Here is a 15,007-nt window from a genome sequence, read left to right as displayed (position 1 = left end):
CCGTAGGCTCGACCTGTGCCGCTTCCCCCTCACGTTGCCGATCTCACCAGCATCGATCTGTTGCTGTCGGTGGCAGAGCTCGGCAGCATCGGCCGTGCCGGACACGCCCACGGCATGTCGCAGCCGGCGGCAAGTTCTCGCATTCGGGCGCTGGAGCGTCGCGTCGGAGCGCCGTTGTTGAAGCGGGGCGCACGCGGAACGGTGCTGACCGAGTTCGGCGAGCTCGTCGCGAGTTGGGCAGCGCCGGTAGTCCGGTCGGCCGAGGACTTGGCGACGGCGATCGCCACGCTGCACGCCGAGCGCATCGGCCACCTGCAGATCGCGGCCAGTCAGACTGTCGCCGAATATCTTCTGCCGAGATGGCTGGTCACACTGCACACGACGCTGCCCCAGATCGTGCCCACGCTGAGCTCGGGCAATTCGGCTGTGGTCGCCGCGACGGTGCTCGCCGGAGACGCAGACCTGGGGTTCATCGAAAACCCCAGTGTCCAGGCCGAACTCACGTACCGCACCGTCGCAACCGACGAACTGGTTCTCGTCGTGGCACCCGGACATCCGTGGGCACACACTGCACCGTCGACCGCGCAGGTAGTCGAGACGGCGCTGGTCACCCGCGAAGCCGGGTCGGGAACCAGGTCCGTGTACGAGAGTGCGGTTGCTGCAGCAGGTTTCGGCCCGCCCACGACTCCTCTGCTGGAAGTGTCGTCGACGACGGCCATCAAGTCCGCTGTGGCGGCGGGGATCGGCGGTGCCGTCCTCAGTTCACTGGCCGTCGCGACGGAGCTGGCGGCGGGCAGTCTGATCGGAGTGCCGCTCCCCGATCTGTCCCTGCACAGAGACTTGCGCGCCATCTGGCGATCGGGCCGTGAGCCCAGCGGCCCGGCCGCAGAACTTCTGACGGTAGCGACGTCCATCCAGCCATAACCTCCAGTTATGACTGGATCGCGAATTGCTGCCTACCGGACGCGGGCCGCGTCGCGCACAGTGAAGTCATGACCGTCCTCGAGTCCGTCTCGTACGCACCCCGGCTGACGCGCAGGCGGACCGTCGAGCACATCACCCCCAACTGGTTCGCCGCCGTCATGGGAACCGGCATCGTCGCCACCGCGGCCGCCACACTGCCCGTCGACCTTCCTGCGTTGCGCGTCTTCGCCGTCATCGTCTGGGTACTCGCTGCGGGTGCGCTCGTAGTGATCGGCGCAGCCTTCGCGCGGCACTGGATCGGTTACCGCGCACGCGCAGTCGACTACGCGCAGCACCCGGTGATGATGCAGTTCTACGGCGCACCGCCCATGGCCATGCTGACCGTCGGTGCCGGGGCCGGCCTGCTCGGCGGAGACCTCGTCGGTCCCACGGCGGCCACGGCACTGTTCGCAGTCCTTTGGGTCGTCGGCACGATCACCGGCCTGCTCACCAGCGTCGCGGTGCCGTTTCGCATGATTACGGCCGGTCCCCGAGAGCAGGTCACGGCATTGCCGGCGTGGTTGATGCCCGTCGTTCCGCCGATGGTCTCGGCGTCGACCGGCGCATTGTTGCTTCCCCACCTGCCCGACGGCCAGTGGCGGTTGGCGCTGCTGTGCGCGTGCTACGCGATGTTCGGGCTGTCGCTGATCGTCGGAATGCTCACCATGACGTTGATCTACGGACGCCTGCTGCACGGCGGTCTGCCGTCCGTCGACGCGGCTCCGACGGTCTGGATCACGCTCGGGTTGATCGGCCAGTCGGTCACGGCGGCCAATCTGCTGGGCACCGATGCAGCGACGGTGTTCACCGCGGCACAATCGTCGATCGCCGTCGGGCTGCACGTCGTCGGGATCGGCTACGGACTGATCATGGGCGGATTCGGCGCGCTGATGTTCGCACTGGCCACTGCGCTGACCGTCCATGCGGCACGGAGGAAGATGAGCTTTTCACTGACGTGGTGGTCGTTCACGTTCCCGATCGGCACCTGCGTCACCGGAGCGACCGCGATCGGCAATGCCCTCGATTTCGGCGCGGTCCGTGCCCTTGCCGTACTGCTGTACGTCGTGCTCGTGACGGCCTGGATCACTGTCGCCACTCGAACTGTCCGAGGCGTGTGGCGAGGAAACCTGCTGCAGCCCAGCTGATCTCACATGTGCGCGAGCACGTTCACCACGTTGCCGCCCGCGTCTCGGAAGAAGAATCGGCGCACGCCCCACTCCTCGTTGGTGATCTCGTACACGATCTCGAAATTCGCATCCACCGCGGCGCGGTAAGCCGCGTCGACGTCGTCCACTTCGAGAGACGCCGACGGATTCACCGGGCCGGTGGGGTCGACGGTGATCAGACTCAGTTGCGCGGTGCTGTCCCCCGGTGACGCAAGTGTGGCGATCCAACCGTGGTTCATCACCACCTCCATGCCGGTGACCTGGACATACGCGTCCAGCGCCGCATCGAGATCGGTGACCGTGAGCAGGGGCATCGCGCGCACAACGTCCATCTTCGGACTGTATCGCCCACCCCTGAGCTCGGGATCGGCTCCCCAGTTTCGGATTTGTGCCGCCGATCGCAGGCTGGAATCCAGATCAGGGGAGCCGACCCCCCACTCGGACCCACCTCGCTCCAACCCTGTGACCCACCAGACAGGAATATTGTTTGCTTAGCGCATGTATGTATATATATGGTTGCAGACAGCAAGTAAATCGAACTCAGCGTTGGAGTACTCATGGCAGTTCAATCCACGACAGCGGAATCGCTCGTCGAAGAGGTATTCCTCTTCGGGCGCACGCTGAAGCGGGCCGTGACCACCGGAGTCGAGGATTCACCGTTGCCGCAGGCGCTGACCGGAGTTCTGGCCATCCTCGCAACAGAGGGTGAATGCAGACAGACCGACCTCGCCAGCAGGCTCTGCGTCAGCCAGTCCGCCCTCAGCCGGCAGATCGCGGACCTCGTCGAACTCGGCTACATCGATCGGCATCCCGATCCGGACGACAGAAGAGCGTCCCGGGTCTGCGTGTCGGACGAAGGCCAGGCTCGACTGAAACAGATTTGGGACAGGCGAGCTCGTCGCCTGGCAGAGATGTTGAGCGAATGGAGTGAAACCGAGGCTCTCGATGCCCTCGATTCCATCCGCAAGCTCAACGACACGTTCACCGAAGACGCCCACGCCCAGCACCAGGACGTGGCCCGCATTGAATTGATTGCGAGATAAGACATGACCACCACATCCGCGGAGAATCCGCCGAATCAGGCAGTCGCCGATCCCGATGCGATGACGCATCGCCAGATCCTCGAAGCCCTCACCGGTCTGCTGGCCGCGCTGTTCACCGCGCTGCTGAGCACCACCATCGTCTCGACCGCATTGCCGACCATCATCGGTGACCTGAAGGGTTCGCAGACCGCGTACGCCTGGGTCATCACCACCGCCCTGTTGGCCAACGCCGCGTCGACGCCCATCTGGGGCAAGCTCGCCGACCTGTTCAACAAGAAGGTCCTGGTCCAGAGCTCGATTCTGATCTTCGTCGCGGGCTCGCTCATCGCCGGCTTCGCGCACAACGTTCCGGTGCTGCTCGCCGCACGTGTGGTGCAGGGCATCGGCATGGGTGGCCTGACGGCACTCGTCATCGCCATCATCGGAACCATCGTCTCCCCGCGTGATCGTGGCCGCTACTCGGGTTACACCGGTGCCGTCATGGCCGTGTCGATGTCCGGTGGCCCCATCCTCGGCGGCGTCATCGTCGACAGCCCCCTCGGGTGGCGCTGGTGCTTCTTCGTCTGCGTCCCGTTGGCTGTCATCGCCCTCGGCCTGCTGCAGAAGACGCTGCACATCAAGACCGTCCGCAAGGACAACGTCTCCATCGACTGGCTCGGCGCACTTCTGCTGACCGCAGGCGTGTCCGTTCTCCTCGTGTGGGTTTCGTTCGCAGGCAAGGCCGACTACTACGCCTGGATCTCTCGTGAGACCGCGTACCTCGTCGGCGGCGGAGTTGCGCTGCTCGTCCTGACGATCATCGTCGAGGCTCGACACAAGTCGCCGATCATCCCGCTCAAGATCGTCACCGAGCGCACCACCGGCCTGGCCATCATCGCGTCCATCGCGGTCGGCGTCGGCCTCTTCGGAGCCACCACGTTCCTCGGCCAGTACTTCCAGACTGCTCGCGGCTACACCCCCACCGAAGCTGGATTGCTCTCCATCCCACTGGTGTTCGGCATGCTCGTCGCCTCCGTGGGCTCCGGTCAGCTGATCACCAAGTTCGGTCAGTGGAAGCCGTTCATCGTCACCGGCTCCATCTTGCTGGTCATCGGATTCCTGCTGCTGGGCACCATCGACCACGCCACCAGCCTGGTGACGGTCGGCATCTTCATCACCATCGTCGGTCTCGGTACCGGCATGCTGATGCAGAATCTCGTTCTCGCAGTGCAGAACACGGTCAGTGTGCAGAACGTCGGTGCAGCATCGTCGACGGTTGCCTTCTTCCGAACCTTCGGCGGAGCGATCGGCGTCTCGGTTCTCGGTTCGCTGCTGGCAACCCGTGTCGCCGAGAAGTCGGCAGCCGGTCTGGCGCAGCTCGGTGTGGACGGTTCGGCCGGAGGCGGCGGATCGCTCGACCTCACGGCACTGCCTGCTCCGATCGTCAGCGTCATCCGCACCGCATACGGCGACGCGACCGGACGCATCTTCATGATCGCCGGCTTCGTTGCGATCGTCACGCTCATCGCAGTGGTCTTCATCCCGAATCGCCCGCTGCGCAAGACGATCGACATCGCGTCGGCACCGGCGCAGGGACCCGTTACCGATCTGGACCAGAACAATCTCGACGCTGATGCTCAGGCACAGCCCGAGCGTCGGGAACAGCTCGCCGAGATCCCGTCCTTCGGGGCGACTCAGGATTACGTCGGAGCGCAGTACGGCAACGAACGGCGCTTCGAGCGTCGCAACGAAGGTCGCCACGAGGCTCAGCCGGGTCAGCGTCCCTTCGATGGACTGAGCACCGATGCCCGTGATCGACTGCTCACGCTGCTGCTGCCCCAGCCCGAGGACACGTTGACCGCTCTCGACGAGGCCGAGGCCATTCGCGCCGAGGTGATCGAGCTGCAACAGGAGCTCGACGCCAAGATGCTCGACTTCGATGCAGTGTGCGAGCGACTCCGCCGACTCGGACTCAGCGAGCAGCAGGTGGCTCGGGTGTTGGGAGACAACCACATTCCCGACAGCCACAATCACTACGCCAACGCCGGACTGAACGGCCACAGCGTCAACTGATCTGCCACAGAACAGCGAAAGGCCCCGCACACCCGAAAGGGAGTGCGGGGCCTTTCCTCGTCCGTCTACCGACTACTACCGGCCGGGTATGTACTTCAGCGCTTTGACGAAGGGAGGCATGATCTTTGCCCACAGCTTCGGCGGAAGTCCGCGCGGTCCACCGAGATTGAGCAGGCGGGTCGTCGCGATGGTCTGCGGCTCGGTGTACTTGAGCAGTCCCTCGTTTCCGTGCCTACGGCCCATGCCGGAGACGCCCATTCCGCCCATCGGCGCACCGGTGGTGCCCCACGTCGGCGCGTAACCCTCGTCGACGTTCACCGTGCCCGCATGCAGACGTGCGGCAATGGCCTCGCCCTGAGCCTTCGTCTTGGCCCAGACACTTGCGTTCAATCCGTAGTCGGTGTCGTTGGCCTTCGCAATGGCCTCGTCGACGTCGGCGACGGGGTAGATCGACACCAGCGGCCCGAAGGTCTCGGTCGCCGCACACTCCATGTCCTCGGTGACGTTCGTCAGCAACGTCGGCTCGTAGAACAGCGGGCCGATGTCGGGACGCGCCTTGCCGCCCGCGACGACCGTCGCGCCCTTGACCTTGGCGTCGTCGACGTGCGCCGAGACCGTCTTGATCTGGTCCTCGGAGATGAGGCTGCCCATTTCGATGCCGAACTCGTAATCGGCACCCACGGTCATGTTGCGTACCCGCTGGCCGAACTTCTCGGTGAACTCGGCGGCGATCGACTTCTCGACGTAGATGCGCTCGATGGAGATGCAGAGCTGACCGGAGTTGGAGAAGCAGGCGCGCACTGCCGCGTCGGATACTTCCCGCAGGTTCGCGCCCTTCGCGACGATCATGGCGTTCTTGCCGCCGAGCTCGGCGGAGAAACCGATGAGTCGACGCCCCGCCTGCTCGGCCAGGAGCTGACCGGTGGCCGTGGAGCCGGTGAACATGACGTATTCGGTGTTCTCGACGATCGCGGTGCCCACCACCGAGCCGGGGCCGGGGACCACGGCGAACAGGTCGCGGGGCAGACCGGCCTTGTAGAGCAGCTCGACGCAGGCCAATGCGCAGTACGGCGTCTGGCTGTCGGGCTTGAGCACGACGCCGTTGCCGGCCAGCAGCGCCGGAATGGCGTCGGACACCGCGAGAGTCATCGGGTAGTTCCACGGCGAGATGATTCCGACGACTCCCTTCGGCTGGTACCGAACGCGAGTCTTGGTCAGCACGGGAAGCATGCCGGTGACCTTCTTCGGGGCCAGCAGCTTGGCCGCCGTGCGTGCGTAGTGCCGCGAGGTCATCGAGATGTCGAGGACTTCCTCGAGGGCGGCGGCGCGGGACTTGCCCGTCTCGGCCTGCGCCATGTCCATGAGCTCGTCGCGGTGCGCGAGCACCAGGTCGCGGTAGCGGTGGAAGATCTCTGCGCGCTCGGAGACCGGGCGCTTGGCCCAGGCCGCCTGAGCGGTACGGACGCGCGCGATCGCAGCCAGAGCATCTACAGCCGTACCGACCGGAATGGTCGCCAGCTCCTTACCGGTGAACACCTCGGTGATCGTCTTGGTGGGACGCGAGTCCGCGTCGGGAATGGCGATGAGATCAGCGAGCCGGGAAAAGGTCGCAGTGGACGGAGCAGGCATTTTTGCATCCCTACTGATGAGTAGTGTTCGGAGTAACAGACAACCTACCTGGTCTTCGGCTCAGTTCACAGGGCCGATGTTCCCTGGCCCTGTGGCACGATGGGCGGTGGTCTACTCCGACGTCGGGGCGTTCGGAAGCAACAGGGTGGGGAATCCATGCGCAAGGCACTAGTTCTGGCCGGAGCAGCAGCACTGATGGTGGCATTCGCGGGGTCTGCGCAGGCAGATCCGGTACAAGATTTCATTGCTCCACCGAGCGATCCGGCTGCGTATCTCCCCACGTCACTCGGCGATCCGTGGTTCGATCCGCCGGCGGGATACGAGAATCTCGTGCCCGGCACTGTCCTCGCTCGACGCGATGTCGCGGTGACGCCCGAGGCCTCGTGCGTCCAATTGCTCTTCCGCTCCACCGATTCGAAGAATCGTCCCATCGCAGCGGCGACGACGGTGCTGACTCCCACTGCGCCGTGGACCGGGGGTGGAGATCGCCCCGTCATCGCATACAACGAGGCGACGGATTCACTCGGCAACAAATGCGCGCCGTCGTACACCCTCCCGCGGGGCAACAACAAAGAGGTCGATCAGGTCCGGATCCTCCTCGGCCGCGGTTACACCGTGGTGATGACGGACTATCAGGGGCCGCGTCAGGCATATTCGGCCGGTCTCGTGTCGGGGCACACCGTGCTCGACGGTCTGCGTGCCTCCCGGACTGCAGGCGTGAGCGCGGATGCACCCATCGGCATCACCGGATATTCCGGCGGTGCGATCGCCTCGGGCTGGGCGGCCCAGTTGGCCCCCGAGTACGCACCCGAGCTGAACATCGCCGGAGTCGCGTTCGGCGGCCCGCCGACCGATTACAAGATTCTGCAGACGTCGCTCAACGGCCAGATCGGATCGGGCTTGTTCACTGCGGCGACGATCGGACTGTCCCGGGAGTACCCGGAGATGCGGCAGCTCGCCAACGACAACGGCAAGCGACTGGCGCTGGCACAGAAGGATCAATGCGTGGATGTGTTGTCCTACAGCGGACTACTGCTGTTGGACCAGCGAAATCTCTGCAACGTCCCGGACGTCTTCGCGCATCCGATCACCACGGCCGTCGTCGAGGAAAACCGCATGGGCCAGACGAAGCCGGACGCGCCGGTGTACATCTACCAGGGCCTGCAGGACTTCCTCATTCCCAAAGAAGGTGCCGAGGCCGTGCAGGATCAGTGGTGTGCAGCAGGAGCGTCGGTACATCTGGAAGAGGTGCCCGGCGACCATTCACTGGCCCAGACCAACGGCCGTCCCGGTGCCTACGATTGGTTGGCGCAACGCCTGGCCGGTGTGCCGACCTCGGGTTGCGAACGTGTGATTCGCTAGAGGTCCACAACGAATCGTTTTTTCGTCTTGACCCTCACGCCACGGGAGGCAGCACAGTGTCCTTCGTGAGTGATTCGTCCGCGAACAGTTCGGTTGACGTCCAGGTCGGCATGCAGGTCGGCGCGGTCTCGAAGTTGGTGGGTGTCAGCGTCAGAACGCTGCATCACTACGACGAGATCGCGTTGGTGGTGCCGTCGGGGAGAACTCCCAAGGGCTATCGGACGTATTCATCGGCCGATGTCGAACGGCTGCATCAGGTATTGACCTACCGCGAGCTCGGGTTCCCGCTCGAGGTCATTGCAGCGTTGCTCGACGACCCGGCCGTCGACGCGATGGCGCATCTACGGCGGCAGCGCGACCTGCTCGGCGAGCGGATCGATCACTTGCACGCAATGGCTGCGGCCGTGGACAAGATGATGGAGGCGAAGAAGATGGGTATGCAATTGACTCCCGAGGAGCAGCGAGAGATCTTCGGCGACAACTGGCCCGGCGAGGAATACGCCGAGGAGGCCGAGCAGCGCTGGGGCGAAACCGACGAGTGGAAGCAGTCTCAGCAGCGGACGGCGTCGTTCACCAAGGACGATTGGAAGGCCGTCAAGGAAGAGACGGACCTCCTCGAAGCCAATCTCGCTGCCGCGATGCAGCGGGGTGTGTCGCCGGATTCCCCCGAAGCCGGGGTACTGGCCGAACGTCATCGGGCGTCGATCGAGCGGTACTACGACTGCGGTTACGAGATGCAGGTGAACCTGGCGGAGATGTACATCGCCGACGAGCGATTTGCCAAGCACTACAACGATATCGCCGACGGTTTGGCGCAGTACCTTCGCGACGTTATCGTCGCGAACGCCGCTCGTCAGGGCTGACGCGTCTCGATCTGCACCCCTTTTCGGAATCCGCGCCTCCTGCAGGGGGTGCGGATTCCGACCCGGGGCGTAGATGTCCGGGCGAACGCTGCTCTTCAGGGCTGACGCGAGCGGCAGGCGGCATTCATCTGCCAATCCCAGTGCTCTGAGAACGGTTGTAGTGCTTTCGCTTTCATCGAACTCCCGTACGGATCAGACACTCAACAGACTGCGGGCATTGTCGGATGTTACGGCGCGCCAGTTCTCCAGCCCACCGTCCGCGGCTCCCGCGTCGAGCGATCGCAGTTGTTCTTGCACAGCGGCGATCGGCGTGAAGCAGTAGTCGCTGCCGTACACCAGACGATCGGGCCCGACCGCCGACAGCAATGCCGGCAACTGCCTCGGAACCGGCGTACCGGCGAGGTCGAACCACATGCGCTGCAATACATTCGGCGTCGACGGGGTACCGAGACCGACCTGCGTCCGGAAGAAGTCGACCCGATCCGCCAACAGCGGCAGTACTCCGCCGCCATGAGTGAACACCCAACGGATGCGAGGGAACCGATCGACCACGCCCAGCAGAATCAGGTCGACGACGGTTCGTGCTGTGTCGAAAAGGAATTCGACCATCGGAGCGGGCCTACCGAGCTCTACCGCAGCTGCATTCGGCGGTGAGGTGGGATGCACGAAGACCACCGCCGAACGTGCATCGAGCGCCGCGAGCAACGGCGTAAGCATGGCGTTGCCGAGATACATGCCGCCGGCGTTCGACATCACGGTGACCCCGTCGGCACCGAGCTGATCGAGAGCCCGAATGGCCTCGACCGTCGAGTCGACGACGTTCGGAAGGGGCAGCGACGCAAAGAATCCGAGGCGTGGCTGACCCTGGACAACTCCGACTCCGAAGTCATTGACCCGTCGGGCCAGATCGGCAGCCTTACCGTCGTCCCCGAAGTGCACCCCAGGGCTCGACACGGACAGGATCGCACTGTCGATCCCACACCGGTCCATCATCTGCAGATGCTCGGTCACCGACCAGGACGGCCACTTCGGCATGCCGTCGGGAAAGACGATGCCGGACGCGAGTGCTTCGCGCAGGTAGAAGTCGGGGACCATGTGCGAGTGGACGTCCACTACTCCCCCGGCGGCAGGCGTCGGTGACGCCGACGCGGTCGCTGCGGACAGGGCGACGCCCGAGAGCGTGGCTGCACCGAGCGCGCCGAGCAAGGTTCTGCGGTCGATCACGGTCTACGTCCTTGTCGTCGACACCACCCGGTCCGAACTGACGCTATCGTCACATATGAGAATATTCGCAGTCAACGGTTACTTGTACCAACTGATGTAGGACTAGCATGGCGCGATGACGACCGAACGTACGAAGCCCAGTCCTGCGCAATTTTTGGGGTACTCGTTCGGTCGGGTCCTGCCCCCGTCGATGCAGGATTGGGTCCGAAACGACCTCGTCGGCAACGGTGCCCAGGTGCGCTACCTGGCCCGATTCACGGTCCCCGTCATCCCGTTGCTGCTGCTGTTCCTGCTGATTCCCGGCCCACTGTGGATGTCGCTGGCGATGATGGCGTTGCTGTTCATTCCGCTGGTGTACTTCGCGATAGCGCTGATGAACGTCTATCGGCGGCACCGGTTGCTCATTCACGGCCTCGATCCCCAGTTGATCAACGCCAAGGCGCAGACCCGCGTCGACCGCACCCGGGACGACTACGAGCGACGTCACGGCCGCGGCTGACGATCGGACGTTAGTCTTCTGCGCATGACTTCACCTGTGGAATTCAAAGCAACCGCTGATCTGGCCGACGAGATCGGTCCCGACATCCGCAGCTGCGACACCCAGTTCATCCAGTTCGGCAAGCACACCGAGTTCGCCGGACCCATCACCACCATCCGCTGCTTCCAGGACAACTTGCTGGTCAAGCAGACGTTGAGCGAGCCCGGCAACGGCGGCGTTCTCGTGGTCGACGGCGACGCCAGCATTTACACCGCGCTGGTCGGCGACATCATCGCCGGGCGGGGTGTCGACAACGGCTGGGCAGGCGTCATCGTCAACGGCGCTGTGCGGGACTCGGCGATTCTGCGCACCCTCGACATCGGCGTCAAGGCATTGGGGACGAACCCACGCAAGAGCACGCAGACGGGATCAGGCGAGAAGAACGTGCCGGTGACCTTCGGCGGCGTCACCTTCACCCCCGGCGAGATCGTCTACAGCGATCACGATGGAGTGGTCGCGGTCTGATCCGACGCGAAAGGGACGGCCGCGGTGCCGTCCCTTTCTGTTGCGTCTTGTACGACGTCGGTGCTACTTCACGAATGCGAGAAGCGCGTCGTTCACTTCCTGGAAGTGTGTCCACAGCAGCCCGTGGGGTGCGCCGTCGACCTCGACGTACGTTGCCTCCGGGAACGCCTCGTGGAACGGGCGGCCGGTGGAGTCGATCGGCAGGATGTTGTCGGCCGTGCCGTGCAGGATCAGCGTCGGCTTGCCCGATGCGCGGACCTTCTCGACGTCTCCGCGAAAGTCTTCGAGCCAGGTGGGCACGACGGCATAGGCCGCGACGGGCGCGCTGGTGGTGGCGGTGTTCCAGCTGGCGCGCACGGTGGCCTCGCTGATGCGGCTGCCGAGGTTCTCGTCGAGGTTGTAGAAGTCCTTGTAGAAGTTCTCGAACCAGGTGAAACGATCCTCGCGCGCTGCGGTCTCGATGCCGTCGAACACCGACTGCGGAACGCCGGTGGGGTTGTCGTCGGTCTGTAGCAGGAACGGCTCGAGCGAGGCGAGAAACGCGAACTTGGCGACGCGATCGGTGCCGTACTTCGCGGCATACCGAGCCAGTTCTCCTGTGCCCATGGAGAATCCGACGAGGATGACGTCGTTCAGGTCGAGCTCGGTGAGCACCTTGTCCAGGTCTGCAGCGAAGGTGTCGTAGTCGTAGCCGACGGTGGGCTTGCTCGACTGCCCGAATCCACGGCGGTCGTACGTGATGACGCGGTAGCCGGCATCGAGCAGCGCACGCGACTGGCGCTCCCAGGAGTTGCCGTCGAGCGGGTAGCCGTGGATGAGCACGACCGGCTGGCCTGAGCCGTGATCCTCGTAGTAGACCTCGACGGGGGTGGAGTTCTCGGTTCCGACGTTGATGTACGCCATGATCCTGCCTTCCTGTGTCCTGAGCATCGAGCGGGAGAACGGTCGTTCTCTCCGTGTGTGGACTACTGTAGAGAACGTTGGTTCTCTCGGCAAGGGGTAAGCGATGACCAGTACGGAAATCGGACGGGCACAGGTGGTGAACGCCGCGGACGAACTGTTCTATGCGCGCGGCATCCAGGCCGTCGGCATGGATGAGCTGCGCACCGCAGCGGGAATCTCCCTCAAACGCATGTACACACTGTTTCCGTCCAAGACGGCCATCGTGGCCGAGGTCCTCCGTGGCCGCACTGCCCAGTGGAACGACGGGATCCGCGCCGAGGCGGACCGACACGACACGCCGCGCGGAAAGCTGTTGTCCATCTTCAACTTCCTGGATCGATGGTTCCGAGAGGACGACTTTCGCGGGTGCGCGTTCATCAACTCCTTCGGCGAACTGGGCGCAACCATGCCCGAGGTCGCCGACGCCGCGCATCAGCACAAGAAACGTTTCATCGAGTACGTCACCGCCTTGGCCGTCGAAGACGGATGCGAGCCGACCGTCGGTCTGCAAATCGCACTGCTCGCCGAGGGCGCTCAAACCACCGCCGCCATCACCGAACTGGCCGAATCCGCCTCTGCAGCAAAGACTGCGGCCGAGGTTCTGTTGAATTCGAGCGCGAAGTGACCGGCATCGCGATCACTGACATTTGACACTGAAATTGTCCGATTCGGGACGTTAGTGTCGAATCCATGAGCAAGCTACGAGTCCTCGCCGCCCTCACCGTCTCGACGGCCCTGCTGGTCAGTGGATGCACGTCGTCCGACGAGCCCTCAGCCGTGCAAGCGACCTCTACGACGACGTCGAGTGGGAGCATCAGGACCGACGACGTCCAGGCGGCTCTGGACGCCCTGGTCGATGCAGGGTCCGTCGCCGCCGTCGCGCAGGTGCGCGACGGCGAGGATTCCTGGTCGGGAGCAGCAGGACTCGTCGAGCGTGATGGCACCGAGCCGGCGGGTGCCGACAATCCGGTGCGCATTGCAAGCGTCACCAAGTCGATGGTCGCGGCGGTGGTGCTGCAGCTCGTCGACGAGGGAAAACTGCAGCTCGATCAGCGGGTCGACGAACTCCTTCCGGGCCTGCTGTCCAAGTCCGTCACCGTCCGACAACTGCTCGACCATACGAGCGGAATACCCGACTACCTCACCGGACTCGATACGGCGCAGCAGATCGCTTCTCGCGCCGATGATTCCGTCACCGATGATGAGCTGATCTCGCAGGCATCGGCCATGCCGTGGACAAGTGAACCGGGCCAGGAGTTCAGCTACTCGAACACCAACTATGTTCTACTCGGGCGGATCGTGGCCGATCTCGATGGGCGGCCCGTCGGACAGTCGTTGCGGGACAGGATCTTCGAACCTCTGCAGATGACCGACACCACTTACCCCACCGACGCCGATATCGCCGGCGATGCACTGCACGGCTACGTGCTGGAGAACGGGATCTACACCGACGTCACCGAATACGACGCGAGTATCTGGTCCTCGGGTGCTGCTGTGGTGTCCACGGTAGAGGACATGAACACGTTCTTTCGTGCTTTGTTCGACGGCACACTGCTACCTCGCAACATGGTCGACGACATGCAGGTGGTCAGCCCCTCCGGCTACGGCCTCGGATTGCTGTGGGGAGGCGACGCCTGCAATCCGGAGTCCGGTGAGCTGGTGTTCGGCCAGCGCGGCAACGGTTTCGGATATCGCACGTTCCAGTTCTCGAGTCCCGACGGCAACCGTCAGATGTCACTGGCCTGGACCACAGCCGCGCCGACCCCGGGCACCGATCCGCTGCTAGAACCCGCATCCGAAGCCCTGATCGCCGGGCTGGCATCGACCTGCCCGGCGTAGCTAGAGGGTCGTCACCCAGCCGTGCACTTCGTCGCTCGTGAGTGCAGCCTGGTGACGCTTCCGCAGAGTGAGCGTCACCGGGCCCGACTCCTTAATTCCTATTGCGCGGCCGTCGATTTCGTAAACCGGGGCAACCCCGGCCGACGTGCCACACACGAAGACCTCGTCGGCGATGTACAGCTCGGTGAGGTCGACGGTGCGCTCCTGAACCGTCATTCCTTCTTCGCGCGCAAGGGTCAGGATGGTTCGACGGTTGATGCCATCGAGAATGTCGCTGGTGACGTCAGGCGTGATGAGCACTCCGTTTCGGACGAGGAAGATGTTGGCGGCACTGAGCTCGCAGACGTGTCCGTTGATGTCGAGGAAGATGCAGTCGTCGAAACCGCTGTCGATCGCATCCTGTTTCGCCAGAACGGAATTGACGTACGCACCGTTCACCTTGGCGCGGGAGGGAATGGCGTAGTCGGGAATGCGACGCCAGACACTTGTCTTCAACCGCATGCCGTCCTGCGGGACAATGGGATTGGCGTCGTAGAGGAAGATCGACACTGTTGTGTGCAGGCCACGGACCCGCGTTCCGGGAATGGACTCGTCGACGTGGACGGTTGCCCGCACGTACACCTCGTCGGTCGGGGCGTTGGCGGCGATCACGTCGCGTGTCGCCTGTATGAACCGCTCGAAACTCCACTGTGACGCGAACGTGTCGATACCGATGATCTTGCAGGACTCGACGAGTCGCTGGTAGTGATCGAGTAACCGAAATGCGGTGCGCCGATCTCCGTCCACCTGCACCGGAAACACGGTGTAGACACTCAGGCCGTAGAGGACGGCCGAGGTCGCGACCCCGAGTGTCGCGTCTTGCGCATCGACCAGTCTGTCGCCGAAATACACCTTCGAGTGCGGGAGTGCCATGCGGCGATG

The 15,007-nt window shown here is 64.0% G+C and carries 15 protein-coding genes; 10 read left to right on the top strand and 5 right to left on the bottom strand.

Going from position 1 to position 15,007, the window contains the following annotated elements:
* The first annotated feature begins 15 nt into the window (after window positions 1–15).
* Together RFA01S_RS01905 and RFA01S_RS01900 are read left to right on the top strand one after the other, a co-directional pair.
* Window positions 16–924 carry a LysR family transcriptional regulator gene (locus RFA01S_RS01905; protein WP_032407180.1) on the top strand — a complete coding sequence of 303 codons (909 nt, stop codon included), beginning with the start codon at window positions 16–18 and terminating at the stop codon, window positions 922–924.
* A 68-nt stretch (window positions 925–992) separates the two neighbouring features.
* Window positions 993–2,108 (top strand): TDT family transporter, encoded by a 1,116-nt coding sequence (locus RFA01S_RS01900; RefSeq protein WP_052060671.1) that lies wholly within the window; start codon window positions 993–995, stop codon window positions 2,106–2,108.
* A gap of 2 nt (window positions 2,109–2,110) precedes the next feature.
* On the opposite strand, the gene RFA01S_RS01895 is transcribed toward RFA01S_RS01900, so the two are convergent.
* Window positions 2,111–2,461 (bottom strand): VOC family protein, encoded by a 351-nt coding sequence (locus tag RFA01S_RS01895; protein ID WP_032371721.1) that lies wholly within the window; start codon window positions 2,459–2,461, stop codon window positions 2,111–2,113.
* Window positions 2,462–2,686: 225 nt separating this feature from the next.
* Between RFA01S_RS01895 and RFA01S_RS01890 the strand changes: the two genes are divergently transcribed.
* A complete protein-coding gene (locus RFA01S_RS01890; protein WP_032366715.1) occupies window positions 2,687–3,172 on the top strand; it encodes a MarR family winged helix-turn-helix transcriptional regulator in 486 nt (161 codons plus the stop codon).
* A 3-nt stretch (window positions 3,173–3,175) separates the two neighbouring features.
* A complete protein-coding gene (locus tag RFA01S_RS01885) occupies window positions 3,176–5,224 on the top strand; it encodes an MDR family MFS transporter (RefSeq protein WP_032407179.1) in 2,049 nt (682 codons plus the stop codon).
* Window positions 5,225–5,299: 75 nt separating this feature from the next.
* On the opposite strand, the gene RFA01S_RS01880 is transcribed toward RFA01S_RS01885, so the two are convergent.
* The gene (locus RFA01S_RS01880; protein WP_032407178.1) at window positions 5,300–6,853 is read right to left on the bottom strand and encodes a succinic semialdehyde dehydrogenase; all 1,554 of its coding nucleotides are present in this window, start codon (window positions 6,851–6,853) and stop codon (window positions 5,300–5,302) included.
* Between the two features lie 156 nt (window positions 6,854–7,009).
* On the opposite strand from RFA01S_RS01880, the gene RFA01S_RS01875 reads away from it, so the two are divergent.
* Both RFA01S_RS01875 and RFA01S_RS01870 read left to right on the top strand, forming a co-directional pair.
* Entirely contained in the window at window positions 7,010–8,215 is a 1,206-nt protein-coding gene (locus RFA01S_RS01875; protein ID WP_032407177.1) for a lipase family protein, read from the top strand.
* Window positions 8,216–8,325: 110 nt separating this feature from the next.
* On the top strand, window positions 8,326–9,078 hold the full coding sequence (locus tag RFA01S_RS01870) for a MerR family transcriptional regulator (protein ID WP_032407388.1): 753 nt from the start codon (window positions 8,326–8,328) through the stop codon (window positions 9,076–9,078).
* Between the two features lie 192 nt (window positions 9,079–9,270).
* Here the strand turns inward: RFA01S_RS01870 and RFA01S_RS01865 are convergent, their stop codons facing one another.
* Window positions 9,271–10,302, bottom strand: a complete 1,032-nt coding sequence (locus RFA01S_RS01865) for an amidohydrolase family protein (protein ID WP_238325098.1) — start codon at window positions 10,300–10,302, stop codon at window positions 9,271–9,273.
* 115 nt (window positions 10,303–10,417) lie between these two features.
* Between RFA01S_RS01865 and RFA01S_RS01860 the strand changes: the two genes are divergently transcribed.
* Window positions 10,418–10,801 carry a DUF5313 family protein gene (locus RFA01S_RS01860; RefSeq protein WP_032381953.1) on the top strand — a complete coding sequence of 128 codons (384 nt, stop codon included), beginning with the start codon at window positions 10,418–10,420 and terminating at the stop codon, window positions 10,799–10,801.
* Between the two features lie 24 nt (window positions 10,802–10,825).
* A complete protein-coding gene (gene rraA / locus RFA01S_RS01855) occupies window positions 10,826–11,305 on the top strand; it encodes a ribonuclease E activity regulator RraA (RefSeq protein WP_032388775.1) in 480 nt (159 codons plus the stop codon).
* A gap of 63 nt (window positions 11,306–11,368) precedes the next feature.
* Here rraA and RFA01S_RS01850 read toward each other — a convergent pair whose 3' ends face one another.
* Window positions 11,369–12,208 carry an alpha/beta fold hydrolase gene (locus RFA01S_RS01850; protein ID WP_027494883.1) on the bottom strand — a complete coding sequence of 280 codons (840 nt, stop codon included), beginning with the start codon at window positions 12,206–12,208 and terminating at the stop codon, window positions 11,369–11,371.
* A gap of 103 nt (window positions 12,209–12,311) precedes the next feature.
* Between RFA01S_RS01850 and RFA01S_RS01845 the strand changes: the two genes are divergently transcribed.
* Both RFA01S_RS01845 and RFA01S_RS01840 read left to right on the top strand, forming a co-directional pair.
* Entirely contained in the window at window positions 12,312–12,872 is a 561-nt protein-coding gene (locus RFA01S_RS01845) for a TetR/AcrR family transcriptional regulator (RefSeq protein ID WP_032407176.1), read from the top strand.
* 65 nt (window positions 12,873–12,937) lie between these two features.
* Complete coding sequence (locus RFA01S_RS01840) at window positions 12,938–14,086, top strand: serine hydrolase domain-containing protein (protein WP_052060669.1); 1,149 nt, start codon at window positions 12,938–12,940, stop codon at window positions 14,084–14,086.
* Here the strand turns inward: RFA01S_RS01840 and RFA01S_RS01835 are convergent, their stop codons facing one another.
* Window positions 14,087–14,998 carry an aminotransferase class IV gene (locus tag RFA01S_RS01835; protein ID WP_032407175.1) on the bottom strand — a complete coding sequence of 304 codons (912 nt, stop codon included), beginning with the start codon at window positions 14,996–14,998 and terminating at the stop codon, window positions 14,087–14,089.
* Window positions 14,999–15,007 lie beyond the last annotated feature (9 nt).

The sequence above is a fragment of the Rhodococcoides fascians NBRC 12155 = LMG 3623 genome (assembly GCF_001894785.1).
GTDB lineage: Bacteria > Actinomycetota > Actinomycetes > Mycobacteriales > Mycobacteriaceae > Rhodococcoides > Rhodococcoides fascians.
Note: the sequence above shows the minus strand (reverse complement) of the source record. Positions and strands in the feature narration are given on the sequence as shown.

What these genes read in the sequence shown, in the direction of transcription:
- RFA01S_RS01885 (WP_032407179.1), top strand. Translation starts at nt 3,176, where the DNA reads ATGACCACCACATCCGCGGAGAATCCGCCGAATCAGGCAGTCGCCGAT.
- RFA01S_RS01890 (WP_032366715.1), top strand. Translation starts at nt 2,687, where the DNA reads ATGGCAGTTCAATCCACGACAGCGGAATCGCTCGTCGAAGAGGTATTC.
- RFA01S_RS01900 (WP_052060671.1), top strand. Translation starts at nt 993, where the DNA reads ATGACCGTCCTCGAGTCCGTCTCGTACGCACCCCGGCTGACGCGCAGG.
- rraA (WP_032388775.1), top strand. Translation starts at nt 10,826, where the DNA reads ATGACTTCACCTGTGGAATTCAAAGCAACCGCTGATCTGGCCGACGAG.
- RFA01S_RS01860 (WP_032381953.1), top strand. Translation starts at nt 10,418, where the DNA reads ATGACGACCGAACGTACGAAGCCCAGTCCTGCGCAATTTTTGGGGTAC.
- RFA01S_RS01835 (WP_032407175.1), bottom strand. Translation starts at nt 14,998, where the DNA reads ATGGCACTCCCGCACTCGAAGGTGTATTTCGGCGACAGACTGGTCGAT.
- RFA01S_RS01880 (WP_032407178.1), bottom strand. Translation starts at nt 6,853, where the DNA reads ATGCCTGCTCCGTCCACTGCGACCTTTTCCCGGCTCGCTGATCTCATC.
- RFA01S_RS01850 (WP_027494883.1), bottom strand. Translation starts at nt 12,208, where the DNA reads ATGGCGTACATCAACGTCGGAACCGAGAACTCCACCCCCGTCGAGGTC.
- RFA01S_RS01845 (WP_032407176.1), top strand. Translation starts at nt 12,312, where the DNA reads ATGACCAGTACGGAAATCGGACGGGCACAGGTGGTGAACGCCGCGGAC.
- RFA01S_RS01875 (WP_032407177.1), top strand. Translation starts at nt 7,010, where the DNA reads ATGCGCAAGGCACTAGTTCTGGCCGGAGCAGCAGCACTGATGGTGGCA.
- RFA01S_RS01895 (WP_032371721.1), bottom strand. Translation starts at nt 2,461, where the DNA reads ATGGACGTTGTGCGCGCGATGCCCCTGCTCACGGTCACCGATCTCGAT.
- RFA01S_RS01840 (WP_052060669.1), top strand. Translation starts at nt 12,938, where the DNA reads ATGAGCAAGCTACGAGTCCTCGCCGCCCTCACCGTCTCGACGGCCCTG.
- RFA01S_RS01870 (WP_032407388.1), top strand. Translation starts at nt 8,326, where the DNA reads ATGCAGGTCGGCGCGGTCTCGAAGTTGGTGGGTGTCAGCGTCAGAACG.